We start from the raw sequence: 19,035 nt of genomic DNA, 5'->3' as shown, positions 1-19,035 counted from the left end.
CCATGGAACACACCTTCACCGTCACCGCCGACCACGGCCTGCACGCCCGCCCCGCCGCCGCCCTCGTCCAGATCGCCACGCCGTACGCCAGCGACGTGCAGCTCATCGCCGACGGGCGCGCCGTGAACCTCAAAAGCATCATGGCCGTCATGGGCCTCGGCCTCGCGCACGGCGCAACCTTCACGGTCCGCGCCGACGGCCCCGACGCGGACGCCGTCCTGGGCGCGCTCAGCACCCACCTGCAGCAACAGGGGCTCGCACAGCGTGCCTGACCCCCACCCCGCCACGAGCGCGCCGGTCGTGCTGCGCGGCACGCCCGCCGCGCCCGGCGTGACCGTCGCGCCCGCCCGCGTCCTGCGCGCGCCCACCCTGCACGCCCCGCGCCGCACCGACGCGGACGCCGCCACCGAAGCCGCGCGCCTGAGCGCCGCCCTGACCGCCACCGAAGCGGACCTGACCGCGCTGCGCGACGCGACGCTCGCGCGGCTCGGCGCGGGCCACGCCGCCATCTTCGACGCGCACCTGCTGCTCGCCCGCGACCCCGAGTACCTCACGCAGGTCCGCGCGCTCCTCAGCGGCGGTCTTAACGCCGAAGCGGCCGTCGAGGACGTCAGCGCGCAGTACATCGCGCTGTTCGAGGCGCTCGAAGACCCGTACCTGCGCGAGCGCGCCGCGGACCTCCGCGATGTCCGTGACCGCCTGCTCGCGCACCTGCTCGGCGTGACGCCCGCCGGGCCGCCCGTCCTGACCGGCGACGCCGTCCTGATCGCGCACGACCTGAGCCCCAGCGACACCGCCCGCCTGGACCGCGCGCACGTGCGCGGCCTCGTGACCGCCGCGGGCGGCCGCACCGGGCACACGGCCATCATGGCGCGCGGCCTGGGCCTCCCCGCCGTCGTGGGCGTCGGCCCGGACCTGCTGAGTGCCGTGCGGGACGGCGACCTGCTCCTCGTGGACGGGGACGCCGGCACCGTCACTCTGCACGCCCACGACGCTGACCTTCAGGGCGCGCGCGCCCGCATGGCCGCCCAGGCCGCCGCGCACGAGGGCCTGCTGGAGTGGCGTGAGCGCCCGAGCGTCAGTGCGGACGGCGTCCCCCTCGAACTCGCCGCGAACATCGGCCACCCCGGCGACGCCGACGCGGTCCTGGCGAGCGGCGCCGACGGCGTCGGCCTGTACCGCACGGAATTCCTGTTCATGGGCGAGGCGCAACTGCCGGACGAAGCGCAGCAGATGGCCGCGTACCGCGCGGTCCTCGACGCGCTCGCCCCCCGGCCCGTGGTGATCCGCACCCTCGACGTCGGCGGCGACAAGGCCCTGCCCGCCCTGAACCTGCCCGCTGAGGAGAACCCGTTCCTCGGGTACCGCGCCATCCGCCTGTGCCTCGGCGAACCCGAGCTGTTCCGCACGCAGCTGCGCGCGCTGCTGCGCGCCGGCGCGGAGCGGCACCTGCGCGTCATGTTCCCCATGATTGCCACCCTGGGGGAACTGCGCGCGGCCCGGGCCCTGTTGCGCGAGGAGCAGGCGCACCTGCGTGCCGAGGGCGTACCCCCGCCGAGCGCCCTGGAGGTCGGCATGATGGTCGAAGTGCCCGCCGCGGCCGTCATGGCGCACCAGTTCGCGCCGGAAGTGGACTTCTTCAGCGTCGGCACGAACGACCTCACCGGATACGTCATGGCCGCCGATCGCGGCAACCCGCGCGTCGCGGCGCTGCACCAGCCGCTGCACCCGGCGGTGCTGACCCTGATCCGCACGGTCACGCGCGCCGCCGAGGCGCACGGGAAATGGGTGGGCGTGTGCGGCGAACTGGCCGGGGAGCCGCTCGCGCTGCCGGTCCTGGCGGGCCTGGGCGTCACGGAACTCAGCATGAGTGCCCCGCGCGTCCTGACGGCCCGCGCGCACCTCGCGCGCCTGAACGTCCGCGACGCGCGCGCCTGGGCCGAGTCACTCCTCGTCCTGGACAGCGCCGAGGCGGTCGAGGCGGCCGTGCGCGCCCGCCACCCGGAGCTCGCGTGACGCGGACCCTCGCGGGCCAGCTCGTCACGCCGGACGGCGTGCGTGCCGGGCGCGTGGTGTTCGGCACGCACCTCCAGGGGGTCGAATCCCAGGACGACGCGCCGGGGGGCGTGTTCATCCTGCCGGGCTTCATTGACGCGCACGTGCACGGCGGCGGCGGCGGCGACACCATGGACGGCGAGGCGGGCATCCGCACGCTCGCGCGCGCGCACGCGGCGCGCGGCACGACCACGCTGCTGCCCACCACCATCACGCGCCCCTGGGCGGACGTGCTCGGCGCGCTGCACGCCGTCCGGCAGGTCATGACGACCGGCGTGCCCGGCGGCGCGGACGTGCCCGGCGCGCACCTTGAAGGGCCGTTCATCAGCCCGCACCGGCTCGGCGCGCAACCGAACCACACCCTGGCCCCCACGGCCGAGCGCGTGGAGGCCCTGCTGACCCTCGGGGTACTGCGGGCGGTGACGCTCGCGCCGGAAGTGGACGGCGCGGTGACCGCCGCCGCGCAGTTCGCCCGCGCCGGCGTGCGCGTCGGCGTGGGGCACACCGTCGCCACGTACGCGCAGACGCGCGCCGTGCTGGACGCCGTGCACGCGAACGGCGGTCAGGCCGCCAGCACGCACCTGTACAACGCCATGGGCGGCCTGACCGGCCGGGAGCCCGGACCGCTCGGCGCGCTCCTCACCGACGCGCACGCGTACCACGAGCTGATCCTCGACGGGCACCACCTGCACCCCGCGTCCTTCCAGCTGGCGCTCGCGTGCGCGCCCGACCGCGCGACCCTCATCACGGACGCCATGCGCGCCGCCGGCCTCGGCGACGGCCCCAGCGAACTGGGCGGGCAGGCCGTGCAGGTCGAGGGCGGCGCCGCACGCCTCGCGGACGGCACCCTCGCGGGCAGCGTCCTCACACTCGATGTGGCGCTGCGCCACGCCGTGTACGCGGGCGTGCCGCTCGCGCACGCGTCCGCGCTGCTCAGCGCCCACCCCGCCCGGTCCCTGAAGCTCACCGACCGCGGGGAGCTGCGCGCGGGCCTGCGCGCCGACCTGGTGGTCCTGAACGCCGATCTGCACGTGCAGCAGGTGTACGTGGCCGGCACGCCCATCCTGGAGGAGAACCCATGACGAACGCCCCCACGCCCCTGATGCTCACCGAAGCCCGCCAGACGCCGCAGGTGATCGAACGCCAGCTGCGTGAGAATCAGGGCGCGGTCCGCGCGGTCGCACAGGCCATCCGCGAGCGCCAGCCGGCGTTCGCGGTGACGGTCGCGCGCGGCAGCAGCGACCACGCCTGCACAGTCCTGAAGTACGCTCTGGAAACGACGCTCGGCCTGCCCGTGGCGAGCGGGCACCCGAGCGTGCACACCCTGTACGGCGCGACGCTGCGGCTCGGCGGGGCGCTCGTGATCGCGGTGTCGCAGAGCGGCGCCAGCCCGGACGTCGTCGAGACGGTCCGCATGGCGCGCCAGGGCGGCGCGCTCACCGTGGCGCTCGTGAACGTGGAGGACAGCGACCTCGCCCGCACCGCCGAATTCGTGCTGCCCCTGCACGCCGGGGAGGAGCGCGCCGTGGCCGCCACGAAAAGCTACCTGGCGAGCCTCACGGCGTTACTGCCGGTCCTCGCGGACCTCACGGGCGACGAGGCCCTCACGCGGGCGCTTGAGGGCCTGCCGGACGTGCTCACGCGCACGCTCACGCTCGAAGCGGACGCGGCGGACCGCGCCGAGCGGTACCGGTACGCGGAGAGCCTGATTACGCTCGCGCGCGGCATTCCGTTCGGCGTGGCGCAGGAGGCCGCGCTGAAACTCAAGGAGACCAGCGGCATTCACGCGGAGGCGTACAGCGCCGCGGAATTCAGCCACGGGCCCAAACGCCTCGTGCACGAGGGCGTGCCGCTGCTGGCGTTCACGGGCGCGGACGCGGCGGGCGAGGCGGCGCGGCGGGCGTACGCGGACCTGATGGAGAGCGGCGCGGACCTGCTCGCGCTCGGCACGGGCGAGGCGCCGAGCGGCGCGCGTCACCTGAAGGTGCCCGCCACGGGGCACGCCCTCACGGACCCGGTGGCGGACGCGCTGGCGTTCTACCTGTTCGCCGCGCACCTCGCACTGCACCGCGGCCTGAACCCGGACGCGCCCCCCATGCTCAGCAAGGTCACGAAAACCCGCTGAGCGTGCGCGTCCCTGCCGCCCCCGGCCAGTGGCCGGGGGCGGTCCTTTATCCCCGGGCGGGTTCCACGCGAATACGGGTGTTGTGGAAGGTGCTTCCGCCGCCGAGGTCCGTGAGGGTCTGCGCGGTGATGGCGTTGATGCTGCGTCCGTCCGGGGCGCTCAGGCCCCACCAGCTGCCCTCCACGACGACGACGCCGGGCTGCGTGGCGTCCGTGACGCGCACGCGGCGCTGCGTCGCGCCGACCTCGCTGGTGAGGTTCGCGTACGCGCCGTCCGTGAGGCCGTAGCGCTGCGCGTCGTCCGGGTGAATGAGCGCGTGCGGCTCGTGCCCTTCCGCGCTGGTGAGGACGTCGAGGTGCCCGTAGGTGCTGTTCAGGAAATGGTGCGCGGGCGGTGTGAGCAGCCGCAGCGGGTACGCGTCGTTCAGTTGCGCGTCCACCGGAATGAACTCGGGCGCGGGGCTGAGCTGCACCTTCCCGCTGGCGGTGGGCGCGCCGTCCGCGAACGGCCGCAGGTCGTCCGGGAGGTTCAGCGGCAGGGTGCCTTCGGCCTTGAGGCGTTCGGGCGTGAACCCCGCGAGGAACGGGTGGTCAGTGTCGAGCAGGTGCGCGAGCAGGTCGTCCATGCTCCAGTACACGCTGGGTTCGGTGATGCCGAGGCGGCGCGCGAGTTCCTGGAACACCCAGGAGTTCGGGCGGGCCTCGCCGATCGGCGGGAGCGTCGCAGGGTTGTAGCCGAGGTGCGTGTGGCCGTAGCTGGTGTACACGTCGGCGTGCTCCATGAACGTGGTGGCGGGCAGGACGTAATCGGCGTGCCGCGCGGTTTCCGTCATGGCCTGCTCCAGCACGACAACGAACAGGTCCGCGCGGCGTAGGCCCTGGATGACGCGCTCACTGTCGGGCGCGACGACCGCCGGGTTGCAGTTGTACACGAACATCGCCTTGAAGCCGCGTTCGGGCGCGAGGGCGTCCGCGAGCTGGTTCATGTTCACGTGCGGCACGCCGGGCCGGATCAGGTGCGCCGCGCCGAGGTGCGTGCGGTTCAGGTGGAAGTACCCGCTGGTGCTGACGTTCGCGCCGCCGCCGCGGTGCCGCCACGCGCCGGTCAGGGCGGGCAGCATGGTGGCGGCGCGCAGGGCGGTGCCGCCGTTCTCGTGGCGGGTCATGCCGTACCCGACGCGGACGTACAGGGGGCCGTGCTCGCCGATCTGACGGGCGAGCGCGCGGAGCGTTTCGGGACTCACGCCGGTCACCTCGGCGGTCCGTTCGGGCGTCCAGGCCAGGGCGCTCTCGCGGTACTCGTCGAAGCCGACGGTGGCGTCCTGCAGGTAGGTTTCGTCGTGCCAGCCGTTCACGATGAGTTCGCGGGCGAGGCCGAGCGCGAGGGCAGCGTCCGTGCCGGGGCGGATCTTGACGTGCTCGTCGGCGTACAGGCTGGTCTTGTTGCGGTACGGGTCGATGTGAATGATGCGCGCGCCGTTCTTGCGCGCCTGCGTCAGCCAGGGGGTGAGGTGGCTGTTGCTGGTGAGGCTGTTGATGCCCCACAGCAGGATGGTGCGGGCGTGCGGCACGTCCTGCGGGCGCACGCCGTAGCGGGGGCCGTACGTCATGGCCCACCCTTCGGTACCGGCGGTCGCGCAGATGGTCTCGTCGAGTTCAGGGGCGCCGAGCGCGCGGAAGAACGAGTGGACGTGCGTGCCCTCGCGCAGGCCCATGGTGCCGGCGTAGTTGTAGCGCAGAAGGGCGTTCGGGCCGTGCTCCGCGAGGACGCGCTTCAGGCGCGCGGCGATGTCCTCAAGCGCTTCGTCCCAGCTGACCCGCACGAATGTGTCGTCGACGCGTTTGAGCGGGTGGGTGGGGCGGTCGGGGTGGTACTGGCGCTTGGGGTAGTGCACGGTTTTCGCGCACGCGAAGCCGCGGGTGATGGGGTGGTTCGGGTCACCGCCGAGTTTGATGGCGCGTTCGGACCCGTCATCCTGGCGTTCCAGGGTGATTTTGAGGCGGCAGGCGTCGGGGCAGTCGAGGGGGCAGGTGAGCAGGACGTCGCGGGTGGCGGGCGCGGTCATGAGGGGAGTGTACGTCGCGTGGGGATCGCGCACGAGCACCACTTCACGGTTCGCGTGGGAGGCCAGATGGGCGCGTCGTCGCGGGCCGTCTCCCGGGAGGTGACAAGCGGGGTTGCGGGGGGCGCCGGGCCCCGTCTTAGACTGCGTCCATGAACAGTGTGGTGTTGGTGGCGGGCGCGCGGACGGCGGTCGGCGCGATGGGCGGCGCGTTCCGGGACACGCCGGACTACGAACTCGGGCAGGTCGCGCTCACGGGCGCGCTTGAACGCGCGGGCGTCCGCGCGGACGCCCTGGACCTGCTCGTCATGGGGCAGGTCCTCACGGCGGGCGAGGCGGCGTACAACCCGCGCCGCATCGGGTTGAGCGTCGGCATGCGCGAGGTCACGCCGCAGTACGGCGTGAACCAGCTGTGCGGCTCCGGGCTGCGTGCCGCGTACAACGCCTGGATGAGCCTCGCGCTCGGCGAGGTGCGCCTCGTCGCGGCGGGCGGTGTGGAGAACATGAGCCGCGCGCCGTACCTCCTCCCGGAAGCGCGCTTCGGGAAGAAGCTCGGGCACATGGCCATGGTCGACAGCCTCACGAAGGCGCTCACGTGCGGCGTCACGGACGTCCCCATGGGCATCACGGCAGAGAACATCGCGGAGCGGCAGGGCCTGACGCGCGAGGCGCAGGACGCGTTCAGCGTGGAGAGCCACCGCCGCGCGCTCGCCGCGCAGGCGTCCGGCCGTCTCGCGCGCGAGATCGTGCCTGTCCAGACCAAAAAAGGCCTCGTCGACACGGATGAGCGCCCGCAGGAAACCAGCCTGGAGGCCCTTGGGAAGCTGAAGCCCGCCTTCCGCAAGGACGGCACCGTCACCGCCGGGAACGCCTCGGGCATCAATGACGGCGCGGCGTTCATGATCCTCGCGGATGAGGCGTACGCGCGCGCGGAAGGCCTGCCCATCCTGGCGCGCCTGCGCGGGTTCACGTCGGCGGGCGTCGCGCCGGACGTGATGGGCCTCGGGCCGAGCATCGCCGTGCCGAAACTGCTGGACGCGCACGGCCTGAGCGTCCCAGACATCGGCGTGTGGGAGTTGAACGAGGCATTCGCCGCGCAGGCCCTGGGCGTCATGAACGACCTGAAGCTCCCGGAGGACCGCGTGAACCTGAACGGCGGCGCCGTCGCGCTCGGCCACCCGGTCGGCATGAGCGGCGCGCGCGTCCTGTACTCCCTGGTGGAAGAACTCCGCGACCGCGGCGGGCTGGGCGTGGCAACGCTGTGCATCGGTGGCGGGCAGGGCATCGCTGCGCTCGTGGAGGCCGTGTGACGGCCGCGACGTACGCGACCACCGACCTGAGCGACGCGCACACGGACGTGCATATCGCCGAGCCGGTGTGGCGGTCCTTCGGGGGCCGCGCGGCGTTTCATGGGCGCGCGCGGACGGTGCAGGTCCACGAGGACAACGTCCTCGTGCGCGCGGAGCTCGCCACGCCCGGCGAGGGCCGCGTCCTCGTCGTGGACGGTGGGGGGAGCCTGCGCTGCGCGCTGCTGGGGGACATGCTCGGCGAACTCGCGGTCCGGAACGGCTGGGCGGGCGTCGTGGTGTACGGGTGCGTGCGGGACACGCGCGCGCTCGGCACGCTGGACCTGGGCGTCCTGGCGCTCGCGCCGCACCCGCGCCGGAGCGGGAAGCTCGGTGCCGGGGAGGCGGGCGTGCCGGTCACGTTCGCGGGCGTGACCGTGCAGGACGGCGACCACGTGTACGCCGACGAGGACGGCCTGCTGATCAGCAGCGCGCCGCTCGGCGAGCAGGCATAAAAAAAGCCGCCTTCTTCGGCGGTGATAAAAACACTCTACCCCGGTATGCGCTGCCCGTCTAGAGTATGCGGGCAACGCCGTTCCGGTGGGCGGCCAGACCTTCTGAAGGGGCTCCCGCCACCCCCTGACGAGCCGTCAATCTTCAGGTGTGGTCGGTGACGCACAGGTCCTTGCTGCACGTGCCCACGAACTTGGTGATGGTGCTCGACCAGAGGCGGCCCGGCCAGGGTTTCCAGGGGCGATCACCGCCCCAGAACGGCCAGGCGGATTCGGGCGCCAGCACGTACACGATGTGGCTCTGGCGGTGCGCCCGGAAGCGCCACATTCGGCCGCAGGGGCACGCCACACTGTTCATCCTGACCGCGGTAGAGCAAACCCGCGCGCCGCGAGCAGGCATAAAAAAGCCGCCTTTTTCGGCGGTGATAAAAACAGTTTACCCCGGTATGCGCCGCCCGTCAAGGTTATGCGGGCGGCGCGGCGTCGTCCGGTGCGGGTGTGCGGCGGCCTTTCTTGCCGTTGTCGAACGGGGGGACATTGTTGCCGTACAGGGCGTGCGCGTCGCACAGGTCCCGCAGGACGCACTTCGGGCAGCGGGGGCGGCTGAACGTGCACACCTGCTGCCCGTGCTTGAGCAGGTTGATGTGCAGCTCGTACAGGAACGGCGGGTCCGGCGCGAGCAGCTTCAGCAGCGCCTTGTGCGCCACGGCCTCGCCCATGCGCGGGATGGCGCCGACGCGGGTGGTGATGCGGTGCACGTGCGTGTCTACCGGGAACACCGGTTTGCTGAAGTTGAACAGCAGCACCAGTGACGCGGTTTTCACGCCGACGCCGGGCAGGTCCGTGAGCCACTTCAGGCCGTCCTCGTGCGGGAGGTCCACGAGGAACGACAGGTCGTAGTTGCCGCGCTGCGCGCAGATGGCCTTCAGGGTCGCCTGAATACGCGGGGCCTTTACTTCCGGGTAGTTGCTCGCGCGGATCGCGTGCGCGACCTGCTCGACGGGCGCCTCGGCAATGGCGTCCCAGTCGCCGATCTTCACGAGTTCCTGGTAGGCGGTTTCCTCGTCGCGCCAGTTGGTGCGCTGCGAGAGGATGGTGCTGATCAGTTCGTGCAGCGCTTCGCGGCGGGGGACGAGGAGTTTCTGGCCGTACGCGTCGCGGGTGCGGGCGTGGAGTTCGCGGAGCAGCGCGGCCCGCTCCTCGGGGGGGCGGGCCGCGTTGAGCGGGCGGGCGTCCGTCACCCGTTCTGGCCCTCGACCTCGTCGCGGCCGCCCTCGGCGGGTTCGCGGTTCATGGCGGGGTCCACGTGCGGGCTCTGGCCCTGGTCCTGGGTGGGGGTGTCCTGGCGGTCCCCTTCGGCTTGTTCCTTGTCGGCGGGGTCGGGGAGGTTCTGCTGTTTGGTTTCGTCAGTCATGCTCCACAGCGTGACGTGCGCGGGAGAGGTTCTGACGAGAGGGGCGTAAACATCCCTTCACACGCCCGCAAAGCGAAAGGCGACCCGAAGGTCGCCTTGATTGATTTAAATATAGCGCGGTATGCAGTGCGGGTCAAGGTCATGCACCGAGTTTCTGCAGGGCACGCCGGAAGACGTTCAGGGTGCCGCCGTCGTACAGCACCACGCGCACGTGCAGGGCCGGGTGCTCCGCGAGGAATGCCGTGATGGCCCCGACCGTCACGGCGGCCGCCTCCGGGAGGGGGTAGCCGTACACGCCGGTGCTGATGGCGGGCACAGCGACGCTGTCACAGCTGTGCTCCACCGCGAGGCGCAGGCTGGCGTGGTACGCGCCCGCGAGCAGGTCCGCCTCACCGTTGTGCCCGCCATTCCAGATGGGCCCGACCGCGTGAATGACGTACTTCACGCCTTGCGCGCCGAGGTTGAAGGCGGGGGTGATGACGGCCGTGCCGGTGGGCGTCCCGCCGAGCTGCCGGATGGCGCGCAGCAGGTCCGGGCCGGCGGCGCGGTGGATGACGCCGTCCACGCCGCCCCCGCCCATGAGCTGCGCGTTTGCGGCGGTGGTGACCGCGCAGGTGGTCTGCGCGGCGATGTCACCTTGTACGAGTTCCAGAGGCATGCGCCTATTGTGCCGGGCATGCGGAACGGGCGGACCCTGAACAGGTCCGCCCGTCTTGACCGCGCGTTGAGCGTTCGCCTGAGCGGGCGTTACCCTTCGACGATCGCCTGCAGTTCCCGCAGGGTGAGGCGTTCCGCGCGGGCGCGTTCGGCCATCTGGATGGCGTGCAGTTCCGCGACGGCGCGGTCCACCTCGTCGTTCACGACGACGTAGTGGAAGTTGTGCGCTTCCAGGATTTCCTCGCGGGCGCGCGTCATGCGCTTCTCGATGCGTTCGGGCGTTTCCGTCGCGCGGCCTTCCAGGCGGCGGCGCAGTTCGGTGAGGCTGGGCGGCACGATGAAGATCAGGATCGCTTCGGGAATGCGGGGTTTGATCTGCATAGCGCCGAGCACCTCGATTTCGAGGACGACGTCCTGCCCGCGGGCGAGGGCCGCCTCGATGGGCGCGATGGGCGTGCCGTAGTGGTTCCCGACGAATTCAGCGTGCTCGAGGAAGCCGTTGCGGTCGATTTCCGCCTCGAACGCCTCGCGGGTGACGAAGTGATAGTCGGTGCCGTCGCGTTCGCCGGGGCGGGCTTCGCGGGTGGTCCAGGAGACGCTGTAGAAGATGTCCTGATCGGCGAGCCACCGTTCGCGGATGGTGCCTTTGCCGACGCCGCTCGCGCCGGTCATGACGATGAGCAGGCCGCGTTTCGGGCTGCGGGGTTCGGTGGGGTGGGGGGTGGGTTCGGGGGCGGCCGCCATCATTCCGGTCAGCATAGCGAATGCGGGGTGGGGCGGAACGCGCCTCAGGCCTCAATGGCGGGGGCGGGCAGCGTCGCTGCCCGCCCCCCGCTGCGTGTGGGGGTTACAGGAGGCCCTTGACGACCTTCACGATGTTCTGGGCGCTGAAGCCGAACTTCTCGTACAGCGTCTTGGCGGGCGCGCTCGCGCCGAAGCCCTGCATGGCGATGACGGCGCCGTCCGCGCCGGTCCACTCGTGCCAGCCGAGCGGGCTGGCCGCTTCGATGGCGACGCGTTTCACGCCGGGCGTGAGGATGCTGTCGATGTAGCTGCGGTCCTGCTCGCGGAACACTTCCATGCTGGGCATGCTGACGACGCGCGCGCCGATGCCTTCGCTGGCGAGGGCGTCGGCGCCTTCGAGGGCGACGGCGACTTCACTGCCGGTGGCAATCAGGATGACCTGCGCGTGCTCGGCGTCGCGGACGACGTACGCGCCCTTGCGGACGCCGCTCGCGTTGCGCGGCAGGATCGGGAGGTCCTGGCGGCTCAGCGCGAGGACGCTGGGGCCGTCCTTGCGTTCCAGGGCCATCTGCCACACGGCGGCCGTTTCGTTCGCGTCGGCGGGGCGGTAGACGTGCGTGTGCGGCGTGGCGCGCAGGCTGGCGATCTGCTCGATGGGCTGGTGGGTGGGGCCGTCCTCGCCGAGGCCGATGCTGTCGTGCGTGAGGACGTAGATGACCGGCTGCATCTGCAGGGCGCTGAGGCGCAGCGCGGGTTTCAGGTAGTCGGCGAACACGAGGAACGTGCCGACCATGGGGCGCAGGCCGCCGTACAGGCTCATGCCGTTCGCGATGGCGCTCATGCCGAATTCGCGCACGCCGAAGTACACGTTGCGCTGGCCCATGTCGCCGGGCTGCATGGCGCCCTGCGCCTCGATGGTGGTCTTGGTGCTGCCGCTCAGGTCGGCGCTGCCGCCCATGAGGCCGGGGACGCTCTCGGCGACGGCGTTGATGACCTTTCCGCTGGCGGCGCGGGTGGCGAGGGCCTTGCCGCCCACGTCGAAGGTGGGGAGTTTGTCGGCGAGGTCGGCGGGCAGGCCGCGCTGGAGCATGGTGTCGAGTTCCGCGGCGAGGTCGGGGTGCGCGGCGCGGTAGGCGTCCTGCTTGGCCTGCCACTGCGCTTCGAACTGGGCGCCGCGTTCGGTGGCGTCCATGTGCGCGCGGACCTCGTCGGGCACGGTGAACGGCGGGTACGTCCAGCCGAGCGCTTCCTTGGTGGCGGCGACGCCGTCGGCGCCGAGCGGCTCGCCGTGCGCCTTGCTGGTGCCGGCGCGGGGGCTGCCGAAGCCGATGACGGTCTTCACGCGGATCAGGGTGGGCTTGTCGCTGGTCTGCGCGGTTTTGATGGCGTCGCGGATGGCCTGCAGGTCGTTGCCGTCCTCGACCATCAGGACGTTCCAGCCGTAGCTTTCGTAGCGTTTGGTGGTGTCGTCCGTGAAGGTCTTGCTGGTGGCGGTGTCGAGCTGCACGTCGTTGTCGTCGTACAGCCAGATGAGTTTGTGCAGCTTGAGGTGCCCGGCGAGCGACGCGACTTCGTGGTTCACGCCTTCCTGCAGGTCGCCGTCGCTGACGATGGCGTAGGTGTAGTTGTCGAAGACCTCGTGCTCGGGGCGGTTGTAGCGCGCGGCGAGGTGCGCTTCGGCGATGGCCATGCCGACCGTCATGGCGGCGCCCTGTCCGAGCGGGCCGGTGGTGGCGTCCAGGCCGTCCGTGTGGAAGAACTCGGGGTGGCCGGGGGTTTTGCTGCCCCACTGGCGGAAGTTCTTGAGTTCGTCCAGGCTCATGTCGTAGCCGGTGAGGTGCAGCAGGCTGTAGATCAGCATGCTGGCGTGGCCGGGCGACAGCACGAAGCGGTCACGGCCGGGCCAGGTGGGGTTCTTGGGGTTGAAGCGCAGGAAGTCCTGCCACAGCACGTACGCCATGGGGGCCGCGCCGAGGGGGGCGCCGGGGTGGCCGCTGTTGGCCTGCTGCACGCCGTCAATGGACAGGGTGCGGATGGTGTTGACCGAAAGTTGCTCGACGCTCATGAGGCTCAGTGTACCCCTCACACGAAAGCCGTCATCTCAACCCCACGTTCATTTGACTGGACTGCCCCGCCCGGAACCGCCTCCACGAGGTGTCCGGTCGGGGCGGCAGCGGGTCATCAGGGGCGCGCTGCGCTCAGCAGCGCCCGCTCGCGCTCCGGCGTGAGCGGCGTGATGTGCACCGGGTGCGCGTTCGCCCACGCCAGCGTGTCGCGGGCGGTGACGAGCGGGTCCCGCAGGGTCAGGCCCGCCGCGAGCGCGCGGTCGTGCGACACGTTCATCAGCGCCGCGAACCCGCTGTCCGGGGCGATATAGAGCGGCAGTTCCTGACTGGTGACGTCGTGGGCCTGCAGCACGGCGTCCGGCACCCACTGGAGGTCGGGCGTCACGCCAGTCGCCTGCGCGAGGGTGTCCAGGAACGCCGACCACGTGAGGTGCGGGCCGACCACGTTGAACACGCCCGGGGTGTCCTGTTCGAGCGTGAGCGCCGTGAATTCCGCCAGGTCGCGCGCATCAATGACCTGCACGTCCGCGCGGCCGTCGCCGGGCGCGAGCATCGGGCCGCCAGTCGCGACGCGCCGCACCCAGGTGGTGTACCGCTCGGTATGGTCGAACGGCCCGGCGACGATGTCCGGACGCAGAATGGTCGCGCGGTCCCCGAAAGCGCGCAGCGCTTCGTGCTCGCACGCGACCTTCAGGGGACCGTACGTCTCCCCCGTCACGGTCTGCACGTCCGGCGCCGGCGGCTCGTGCAGGCGCGCGTCCTCGGTGATCGGCCCGCGCGAGAAGTCCGCATAGACACTGATGGTGCTGATGAAGGCGTAGCGGCCTACGCGGCCCTGCAGGGCGTCCCCGACCGCGCGGACCTGCTGGGGCGTGTAGGCGCTGACGTCCACGCACGCGTCCCAGGAGCCGTCCGCGAGGGCACTCAGGTCGGCGTTGCGGTCGCCGTGCAGGCGCTCGACCTGTTCAGGCAGGTCGTCCGGCGTGCGGCCGCGCGTGAAGGTGGTGACGTGGTGCCCGCGGGCCAGGAGCGTCAGCACGATGTGCCGACCGACGAACTGCGTGCCGCCCAGAACGAGGATGCGCATAGGCGCAGTGGACCACGCCCGGGCGGGCGTGGTCCACTGCGCCACCTGGCTTAGCGCGGCGTTACTCGCCGCTGCGCGCCTTGCGTTTCTGGTACGCACCGGTCAGCAGTTCCGCGATGTACTCGCGCGTGAACGGCATCCCGCTGGCTTCGGCGGCAGCGATCTCGGCGTCACGGTTGTAGGGCAGGCGCACGAACGACGCCATGTACCCCACATCATCGAAATCCAGCACCAGGTAGCACGGGAGGGTGCTGTCGAGCGGATTGCCGACCGACCCGCAGTTGATGAGCGGGCGACCCTCCACGTCCAGCATCAGCGCCTCGTGAATGTCGGCGTACACGAGCGCGTCGGCGCGGGCGCGCAGGGCGTGCTGCGGGTTCGGCTCGAACGCCTCAAGCTGCTCGTGCAAACTGCTGTGCGGGTACAGGCGGTGGAAGACGCCCTTGCTGCTGGCGTGCACAAAGCGCCACGTCTGCCGCGCGAACACCTCCTCCACGCCGAACGGAAGGTCCCCGAGGTAGGCGAGTTGCGCGGGCGTGAGTTTACTGCGAGGCCACAGGTCCTGCGGGCGGTTGGTAGCGCCCGCGACGCGCGCGTCCCAGTTGCCCTGGATGACGCGGGTGGCGTGCGCCTGCACCCACTCCACCACCTCGCGTGGGCGGGGTCCCTTGCCGACGAGGTCCCCGAGCACCCAGATGTCCTGGATGCCACGGCGCTGGATGTCCGCGTGGACGGCCAGCGTCGCCTCCAGGTTGGCGTGCAGGTCAGCGATGACGGCGAGTTTCATGCGGCCCAGTGTACTGGGGCGCGCGGCACGGCGCGTGGGCGTGCCGCATGTGCGGCGTGCCGCGCCGCGCCCGCCCCGTATCGTGGGGCCGATGAGAACCGTGCTGACCCTGCTGCTGCTCGCCGGCCCCGTGGCCGCCCAGACGATACCGACCCCCACGGGAACGACCACGCCCGCCGCCACGGCCCTGCAGGTCACAGCGCAGCCGGGCACGCTCGTGGAGTACGCGGTGCGCAGCACGTCCCACCTGGACGTCAATGACGTGGTGGTCACGGCGCTGCCGGGCAGCCAGGTCAGCCAGGACGAGCTGACGTTCATGCAGGCGTTCATGGGAGGGCTGTTCAAGGAGGTGCTCAGCAGCAAGACCGCCGAGGCGAACCTCTCGAAACAGTTCGTGAAGGTCTTGCCGGCCCTGCCGGATGGCCGCCCGGTGCTGCTGGACAGTGCTGTGCACAGCGACGGGAAAAAGACGCTGCAGACCAGGGTCACGCGCGCCATCGGGCCCGACGGGACGCTGACGGTACTGGACGTCACCAGCACCGACGCGGACCTGCAGGCGGCCATCAAGGCCAACCGGACGCAGGCGCTGCAGGCGTTCCTGCCCATGGGCGGCAGCGTGTACGGCCGCCCCCTCACGCCCGGGACCACCTGGACAGTCACGCAGGACCTGGACGCGGGCGTGGCACTCAGCTCGGCGTTCGGCGACCGCACCATGCAGGGAACGCTGCGCGCGGTGACCACGCGCACCTTCACGGGTCTGAACGAGCGCGGCGAAGCGGCCTTCCAGGTGACGTCGGTGGTGCAGCCGGGGGTCCTGCGCCTCCGCAATCAAGCAGGGGACCTGAGCATCACCGTCGAGTCGATGGTGTCCGAGGGGCAGGAGACGTACCGCGCGGACGGCCTGCCGAGCACCAGCAGCAGTCGCACCCGCGGCGCGCTCCGCATGACGCTCGCCATGGATGACGAGGGCGTGCAGGTCGCGATGCGCGCGACCATCGACAGCGCGCAGACCTCCACGGCCCGCTGAGTTGCGCCGACCTTTGAGTGCTCCTGGAGCGTCTCTAAACCGCTCTGCCCTGACGTTCTCCTTTGTGGCCCAGCTCGGCGCTGCGCATGCGCAGACCAGCACACTCACGGCGCCCCTGACGGTCGCCGGGGCCCGGAACGCCGCTGGAGTTCCGACAGGCCAGTCAGGCGATCGTGCGCACCGGCATGGAGGTCGTATCACTGTCCGGCAAAGCCCTGTCCGCGCGCCTGAAACGCGACTTAGCGGGCCTCAGGGCTGCGCAGAGTCCGCCCGCTGAACGCCGTTCTGGGCAGCGAGGACGCCCACATGGTGAGTCCCTGTTCATGAAGGTCCTGTCGCTTGGCGCGGACGGCGCGCCCGTTGCTGCTGAGCAGCGTCACGCTGGACCCGCACACGCCCAGCAAATCGGTCGCGTTCCGTAGGGCGTAAACGGCCGCGCCCGGCAGCGCGAGGTCGCTGTCAGCGCAGAAGCGGCGAACCAGACCTGGACGCCGTCGATTCGCAGCTGCCGAAGAGGTTCAAGGCCCTCCAGCACCCCGACGGCCTGAACACCTCCGAACAGGCGATGGTGGTGGGGCAGCGGGCAGCATAGGGACCCGCGAAGCCTGCTGGGGCGCTGTTTGCGGATGCCGACATGAGTGAGGCGTTATTGGTGTGCAGCCCCAACAGAGGTGAATGCGGGCAGGAGGATGTTCGAGGACGCTGCCGTCCCTCCCGTCCGCCCTCGTGATGGCCATGGACGCTCTGCGGATGGGCCATACACGTCAACGGCGGTGAGGAGCAGGGCACACGCACGTCCCGCGCGAATGGCCTGCTGGGGAGCCGCAGGCCGCAGCACCTCGGGGCTACGGTGACGCTGCCGATGCCCGGCGAGGATGCACATGTATACGTGACGCGGAGTGCACAGCAGCTTACGCGGGTGGTGCTGCACGGGACGCCCTGAACGGGGGTCTCGCGCGCAAAAGGCCGGCCCCCACGGTGTGGGGGCCGGCCTTTTGCGCGCGTTACTGCGCGTGGACGATGAGCTTCAGGGGCACGCTGACTTCAGGGTGCGCCTTGTAGCTGATCTCGTACTCGCCGATTTCCTTGATGGTCTTCGGCATGTCGAGTTTGCGGCGGTCCACGTCGAAGCCGTTCTTGGCGAGGCCTTCGGCGACGTCCGCGTGCGTGACCGCGCCGTAGATCTTGCCTTCGCCCGCGCGGACGTGCAGTTCGACGGTCTGGTCCTTCATGCGCTCGGCGAGGGCTTCGGCGTTGGCCTTTTCCTGCGCGAGCTGCTTCTGGCGGGCGCGGATACGCGCTTCCAGGGTTTTCATGTTGCTGGTCGTGGCGGGCAGGGCGAGGCCCTGGGGGATCAGGAAGTTCCGGGCGTAGCCGGGCTTCACTTTCACCACTTCGCCAACTTGGCCGAGGCGGCCGGGTTCAAGCAGGATGACGTTCATTCAGGGTCTCCTTACTTGCGAACCAGCTTCTCCGTGTACGGGAGAAGCGCGAGTTGGCGCGCGATTTTGATGGTCTGCGCGATGCGGCGCTGGTTCTTCGCGCTGAGGCCGGTGCGGCGGCGCGGAAGGATCTTGCCGGTGTCGCTGATGAAGCGGCGCAGCATCTTGACGTCTTTGTAGTCCGTGATTTCCAGTTCGCCAATGGCGAACGGGTCAACCTTCGGCTTGCGCGGACGCTTGGGCCCCTTGGCGCGGGGCTTACGTTCGGTGGTTGCCATGTTGGGTAACTCCTAAAGGGGGAGGAAGGACATGGCGTTCAGCGGGGCGGCCCGCTCATTGGGCCGCCGCTCGCGGTTCAGAACGGCAGGTCTTCTTCCTCGGGCGGGAAATCGTTGAGGCCTTGATCAATATCCAGGCTTCCCGAACGGTACCCCTGGTTCGCCGGTCGCGCTGCGCTTTGACCGTAGCTGCTGGGGCGCGCCGCGCTGCCCGTGGCCTGACGGGGTGCGGCGGGGGTGGCTGCGGGGCCGCCTGCGCCCGCGCCTCGGGAGAGAGCCTCGACCTTGGTCGCTTCTACTTTGGTGGAGTTGCGTTTGTTGCCGTCTTTGTCGGTCCACGCTTCGTTCACGAGTCGTCCGACCACCAGCACCGGGTCGCCTTTTTTGAGGTTCTGCATGCTCTCGGCGAGTTCACGCCAGAGGGTTGCGTCGATCCAGTGGGTTTTTTCGACTTGCTGGCCGTTGCGGTCTTTGTAGCTTTCGTTGACGGCGAGGCCAAGTCCGAGCACCGCGTCCCCGGCGGGGGTGTAGCGGAGTTCAGGGTCGCGCGGGAGGTTCCCGATGACCATCACTTGGTTGAGGCCGCCTGCGAGGCGTACGCCGCCACCGGCGTCCTGGACGTTTTCCGCGCTGGTGAAGGCAAGGCCTTCCATACGCAGGGCCTTGACGCGCACGACGCTGCGTTTGCCGCCCTCAGGGCTTTCCCATTGGTTGTACTCAAGGGTGCCTTCGACCATAACGGGGTCGCCGGCTTTGAGGCCGCGTTCGCTCATCCACTCGGCGGGTTTGCCAAGCATGCTGACGCGGTGGTACCAGGGGAGTTTGCGTTCGCGTCCGTCGTTCCCGATCACGTGGTCCTCGCCGGCGACGGTCGCTTCGTAAACGGCGACGCCACTGGGGGTGTAACGGAGTTCGGGGTCGCGGGCAAGGGTGCCGACCAGGTAAACGTGGTTCATGCCTCGGGCCATGTGTGTGCTCCTTCTCGTATCTGGCGAAATGTGTGTTTGGGGTTCGTGGCTGGCTGTTTGGCCCTGATAAGCGGGTTGACCTTAGACTAGCAACACCAGAGTGTTACGTCAATAACGTAGCGACTCAGGCTTTTTTGGTCTTCCACTCGGGGCGGTCCTTGACCACCAGCACGCGGCGCACGTTGTCGCGCAGGCGCAGGCTCGCAGCGATGTCCTTTTCAGGGTTGCCGCTGGCCTTGATGGTGTAGAACAGGTAGTACCCTTCGCGCTCCTTCTCGATGGAGTAGGCGAGGCGGCGGTTGCCGGCTTCGTCCACGTTCACGAGTTCCGCACCGGCGTTCGTCACGGCACCTTCGATGTAGGTCTTTTCCGTGGCGAGCTGCTCGGCGCTGAGGCTGGGGTTCAGGATCAGGTTCAGATCGTATTGGGCTTGCATGTTGCACCTCCGTTTCTGCGCTGCACGCGGCACCATTCCGGTCCCGACGCGCGACTGAAGCAAGGACGAGCCTCGCCTCTCGGCGCAAG

General features: G+C 70.4%; 19 protein-coding genes and 1 pseudogene. 7 read left to right on the top strand and 13 right to left on the bottom strand.

Annotated features, from left to right (window positions below):
- Positions 1 to 2: 2 nt before the first annotated feature.
- From DEIMA_RS02740 to DEIMA_RS02725, 4 genes are read left to right on the top strand one after another with little or no spacing between them, the layout of a single operon-like run.
- Complete coding sequence (locus tag DEIMA_RS02740) at positions 3 to 272, top strand: HPr family phosphocarrier protein (protein WP_013555706.1); 270 nt, start codon at positions 3 to 5, stop codon at positions 270 to 272.
- Positions 265 to 2,016, top strand: a complete 1,752-nt coding sequence (gene ptsP / locus DEIMA_RS02735) for a phosphoenolpyruvate--protein phosphotransferase (protein WP_013555705.1) — start codon at positions 265 to 267, stop codon at positions 2,014 to 2,016. The genes DEIMA_RS02740 and ptsP overlap by 8 nt, the downstream gene beginning before the upstream one ends.
- Entirely contained in the window at positions 2,013 to 3,137 is a 1,125-nt protein-coding gene (gene nagA, locus DEIMA_RS02730) for an N-acetylglucosamine-6-phosphate deacetylase (RefSeq protein WP_013555704.1), read from the top strand. The genes ptsP and nagA overlap by 4 nt, the downstream gene beginning before the upstream one ends.
- A complete protein-coding gene (locus tag DEIMA_RS02725) occupies positions 3,134 to 4,180 on the top strand; it encodes an SIS domain-containing protein (RefSeq protein WP_013555703.1) in 1,047 nt (348 codons plus the stop codon). The genes nagA and DEIMA_RS02725 overlap by 4 nt, the downstream gene beginning before the upstream one ends.
- A gap of 46 nt (positions 4,181 to 4,226) precedes the next feature.
- Here the strand turns inward: DEIMA_RS02725 and DEIMA_RS02720 are convergent, their stop codons facing one another.
- Entirely contained in the window at positions 4,227 to 6,245 is a 2,019-nt protein-coding gene (locus DEIMA_RS02720) for a molybdopterin oxidoreductase family protein (RefSeq protein WP_013555702.1), read from the bottom strand.
- A 149-nt stretch (positions 6,246 to 6,394) separates the two neighbouring features.
- Between DEIMA_RS02720 and DEIMA_RS02715 the strand changes: the two genes are divergently transcribed.
- Both DEIMA_RS02715 and rraA read left to right on the top strand, forming a co-directional pair.
- Positions 6,395 to 7,552, top strand: a complete 1,158-nt coding sequence (locus tag DEIMA_RS02715; protein WP_013555701.1) for a thiolase family protein — start codon at positions 6,395 to 6,397, stop codon at positions 7,550 to 7,552.
- The gene (rraA, locus tag DEIMA_RS02710) at positions 7,549 to 8,043 is read left to right on the top strand and encodes a ribonuclease E activity regulator RraA (protein WP_013555700.1); all 495 of its coding nucleotides are present in this window, start codon (positions 7,549 to 7,551) and stop codon (positions 8,041 to 8,043) included. The genes DEIMA_RS02715 and rraA overlap by 4 nt, the downstream gene beginning before the upstream one ends.
- Before the next feature lie 142 nt (positions 8,044 to 8,185).
- Here rraA and DEIMA_RS02705 read toward each other — a convergent pair whose 3' ends face one another.
- The 8 genes from DEIMA_RS02705 to DEIMA_RS02675 all read right to left on the bottom strand — a co-directional run bounded on the left by DEIMA_RS02705 (position 8,186) and on the right by DEIMA_RS02675 (position 14,795).
- Positions 8,186 to 8,398, bottom strand: coding sequence for a hypothetical protein (locus DEIMA_RS02705; RefSeq protein ID WP_013555699.1), 213 nt, complete (start codon positions 8,396 to 8,398; stop codon positions 8,186 to 8,188).
- Between the two features lie 106 nt (positions 8,399 to 8,504).
- Positions 8,505 to 9,281 (bottom strand): monofunctional DNA glycosylase, encoded by a 777-nt coding sequence (locus DEIMA_RS02700; RefSeq protein ID WP_013555698.1) that lies wholly within the window; start codon positions 9,279 to 9,281, stop codon positions 8,505 to 8,507.
- Positions 9,278 to 9,454 carry a hypothetical protein gene (locus DEIMA_RS18140; protein WP_013555697.1) on the bottom strand — a complete coding sequence of 59 codons (177 nt, stop codon included), beginning with the start codon at positions 9,452 to 9,454 and terminating at the stop codon, positions 9,278 to 9,280. The genes DEIMA_RS02700 and DEIMA_RS18140 overlap by 4 nt, the downstream gene beginning before the upstream one ends.
- A gap of 139 nt (positions 9,455 to 9,593) precedes the next feature.
- The gene (locus DEIMA_RS02695; RefSeq protein ID WP_013555696.1) at positions 9,594 to 10,112 is read right to left on the bottom strand and encodes a macro domain-containing protein; all 519 of its coding nucleotides are present in this window, start codon (positions 10,110 to 10,112) and stop codon (positions 9,594 to 9,596) included.
- A gap of 89 nt (positions 10,113 to 10,201) precedes the next feature.
- The gene (gene gmk / locus DEIMA_RS02690; protein ID WP_245528342.1) at positions 10,202 to 10,858 is read right to left on the bottom strand and encodes a guanylate kinase; all 657 of its coding nucleotides are present in this window, start codon (positions 10,856 to 10,858) and stop codon (positions 10,202 to 10,204) included.
- Between the two features lie 100 nt (positions 10,859 to 10,958).
- Positions 10,959 to 12,920: a transketolase gene (gene tkt / locus DEIMA_RS02685; RefSeq protein ID WP_013555694.1), complete on the bottom strand. Its 1,962-nt coding sequence runs from the start codon at positions 12,918 to 12,920 to the stop codon at positions 10,959 to 10,961.
- Between the two features lie 116 nt (positions 12,921 to 13,036).
- On the bottom strand, positions 13,037 to 14,008 hold the full coding sequence (locus tag DEIMA_RS02680) for an SDR family oxidoreductase (protein WP_013555693.1): 972 nt from the start codon (positions 14,006 to 14,008) through the stop codon (positions 13,037 to 13,039).
- A gap of 61 nt (positions 14,009 to 14,069) precedes the next feature.
- Positions 14,070 to 14,795: a metallophosphoesterase family protein gene (locus DEIMA_RS02675; protein ID WP_013555692.1), complete on the bottom strand. Its 726-nt coding sequence runs from the start codon at positions 14,793 to 14,795 to the stop codon at positions 14,070 to 14,072.
- Between the two features lie 91 nt (positions 14,796 to 14,886).
- On the opposite strand from DEIMA_RS02675, the gene DEIMA_RS02670 reads away from it, so the two are divergent.
- Positions 14,887 to 15,822 carry a hypothetical protein gene (locus tag DEIMA_RS02670; protein WP_013555691.1) on the top strand — a complete coding sequence of 312 codons (936 nt, stop codon included), beginning with the start codon at positions 14,887 to 14,889 and terminating at the stop codon, positions 15,820 to 15,822.
- Between the two features lie 1,004 nt (positions 15,823 to 16,826).
- Here the strand turns inward: DEIMA_RS02670 and rplI are convergent.
- The 4 genes and pseudogenes from rplI to rpsF all read right to left on the bottom strand — a co-directional run bounded on the left by rplI (position 16,827) and on the right by rpsF (position 18,946).
- Entirely contained in the window at positions 16,827 to 17,264 is a 438-nt protein-coding gene (gene rplI, locus DEIMA_RS02665; protein ID WP_013555690.1) for a 50S ribosomal protein L9, read from the bottom strand.
- An 11-nt stretch (positions 17,265 to 17,275) separates the two neighbouring features.
- Positions 17,276 to 17,552 (bottom strand): annotated as a pseudogene (rpsR, locus tag DEIMA_RS02660) (30S ribosomal protein S18); the annotation flags it as partial.
- Between the two features lie 67 nt (positions 17,553 to 17,619).
- Entirely contained in the window at positions 17,620 to 18,510 is an 891-nt protein-coding gene (locus tag DEIMA_RS02655) for a single-stranded DNA-binding protein (protein ID WP_013555688.1), read from the bottom strand.
- 124 nt (positions 18,511 to 18,634) lie between these two features.
- Complete coding sequence (rpsF, locus tag DEIMA_RS02650; protein WP_013555687.1) at positions 18,635 to 18,946, bottom strand: 30S ribosomal protein S6; 312 nt, start codon at positions 18,944 to 18,946, stop codon at positions 18,635 to 18,637.
- Positions 18,947 to 19,035: the final 89 nt, after the last annotated feature.

Origin of the sequence: Deinococcus maricopensis DSM 21211 (assembly GCF_000186385.1) — a bacterium.
GTDB classification, from domain to species: Bacteria; Deinococcota; Deinococci; order Deinococcales; family Deinococcaceae; genus Deinococcus_B; species Deinococcus_B maricopensis.
The sequence above is the reverse complement of the archived record's forward strand: the minus strand, read 5'-3'. Positions and strand labels throughout refer to the sequence as shown.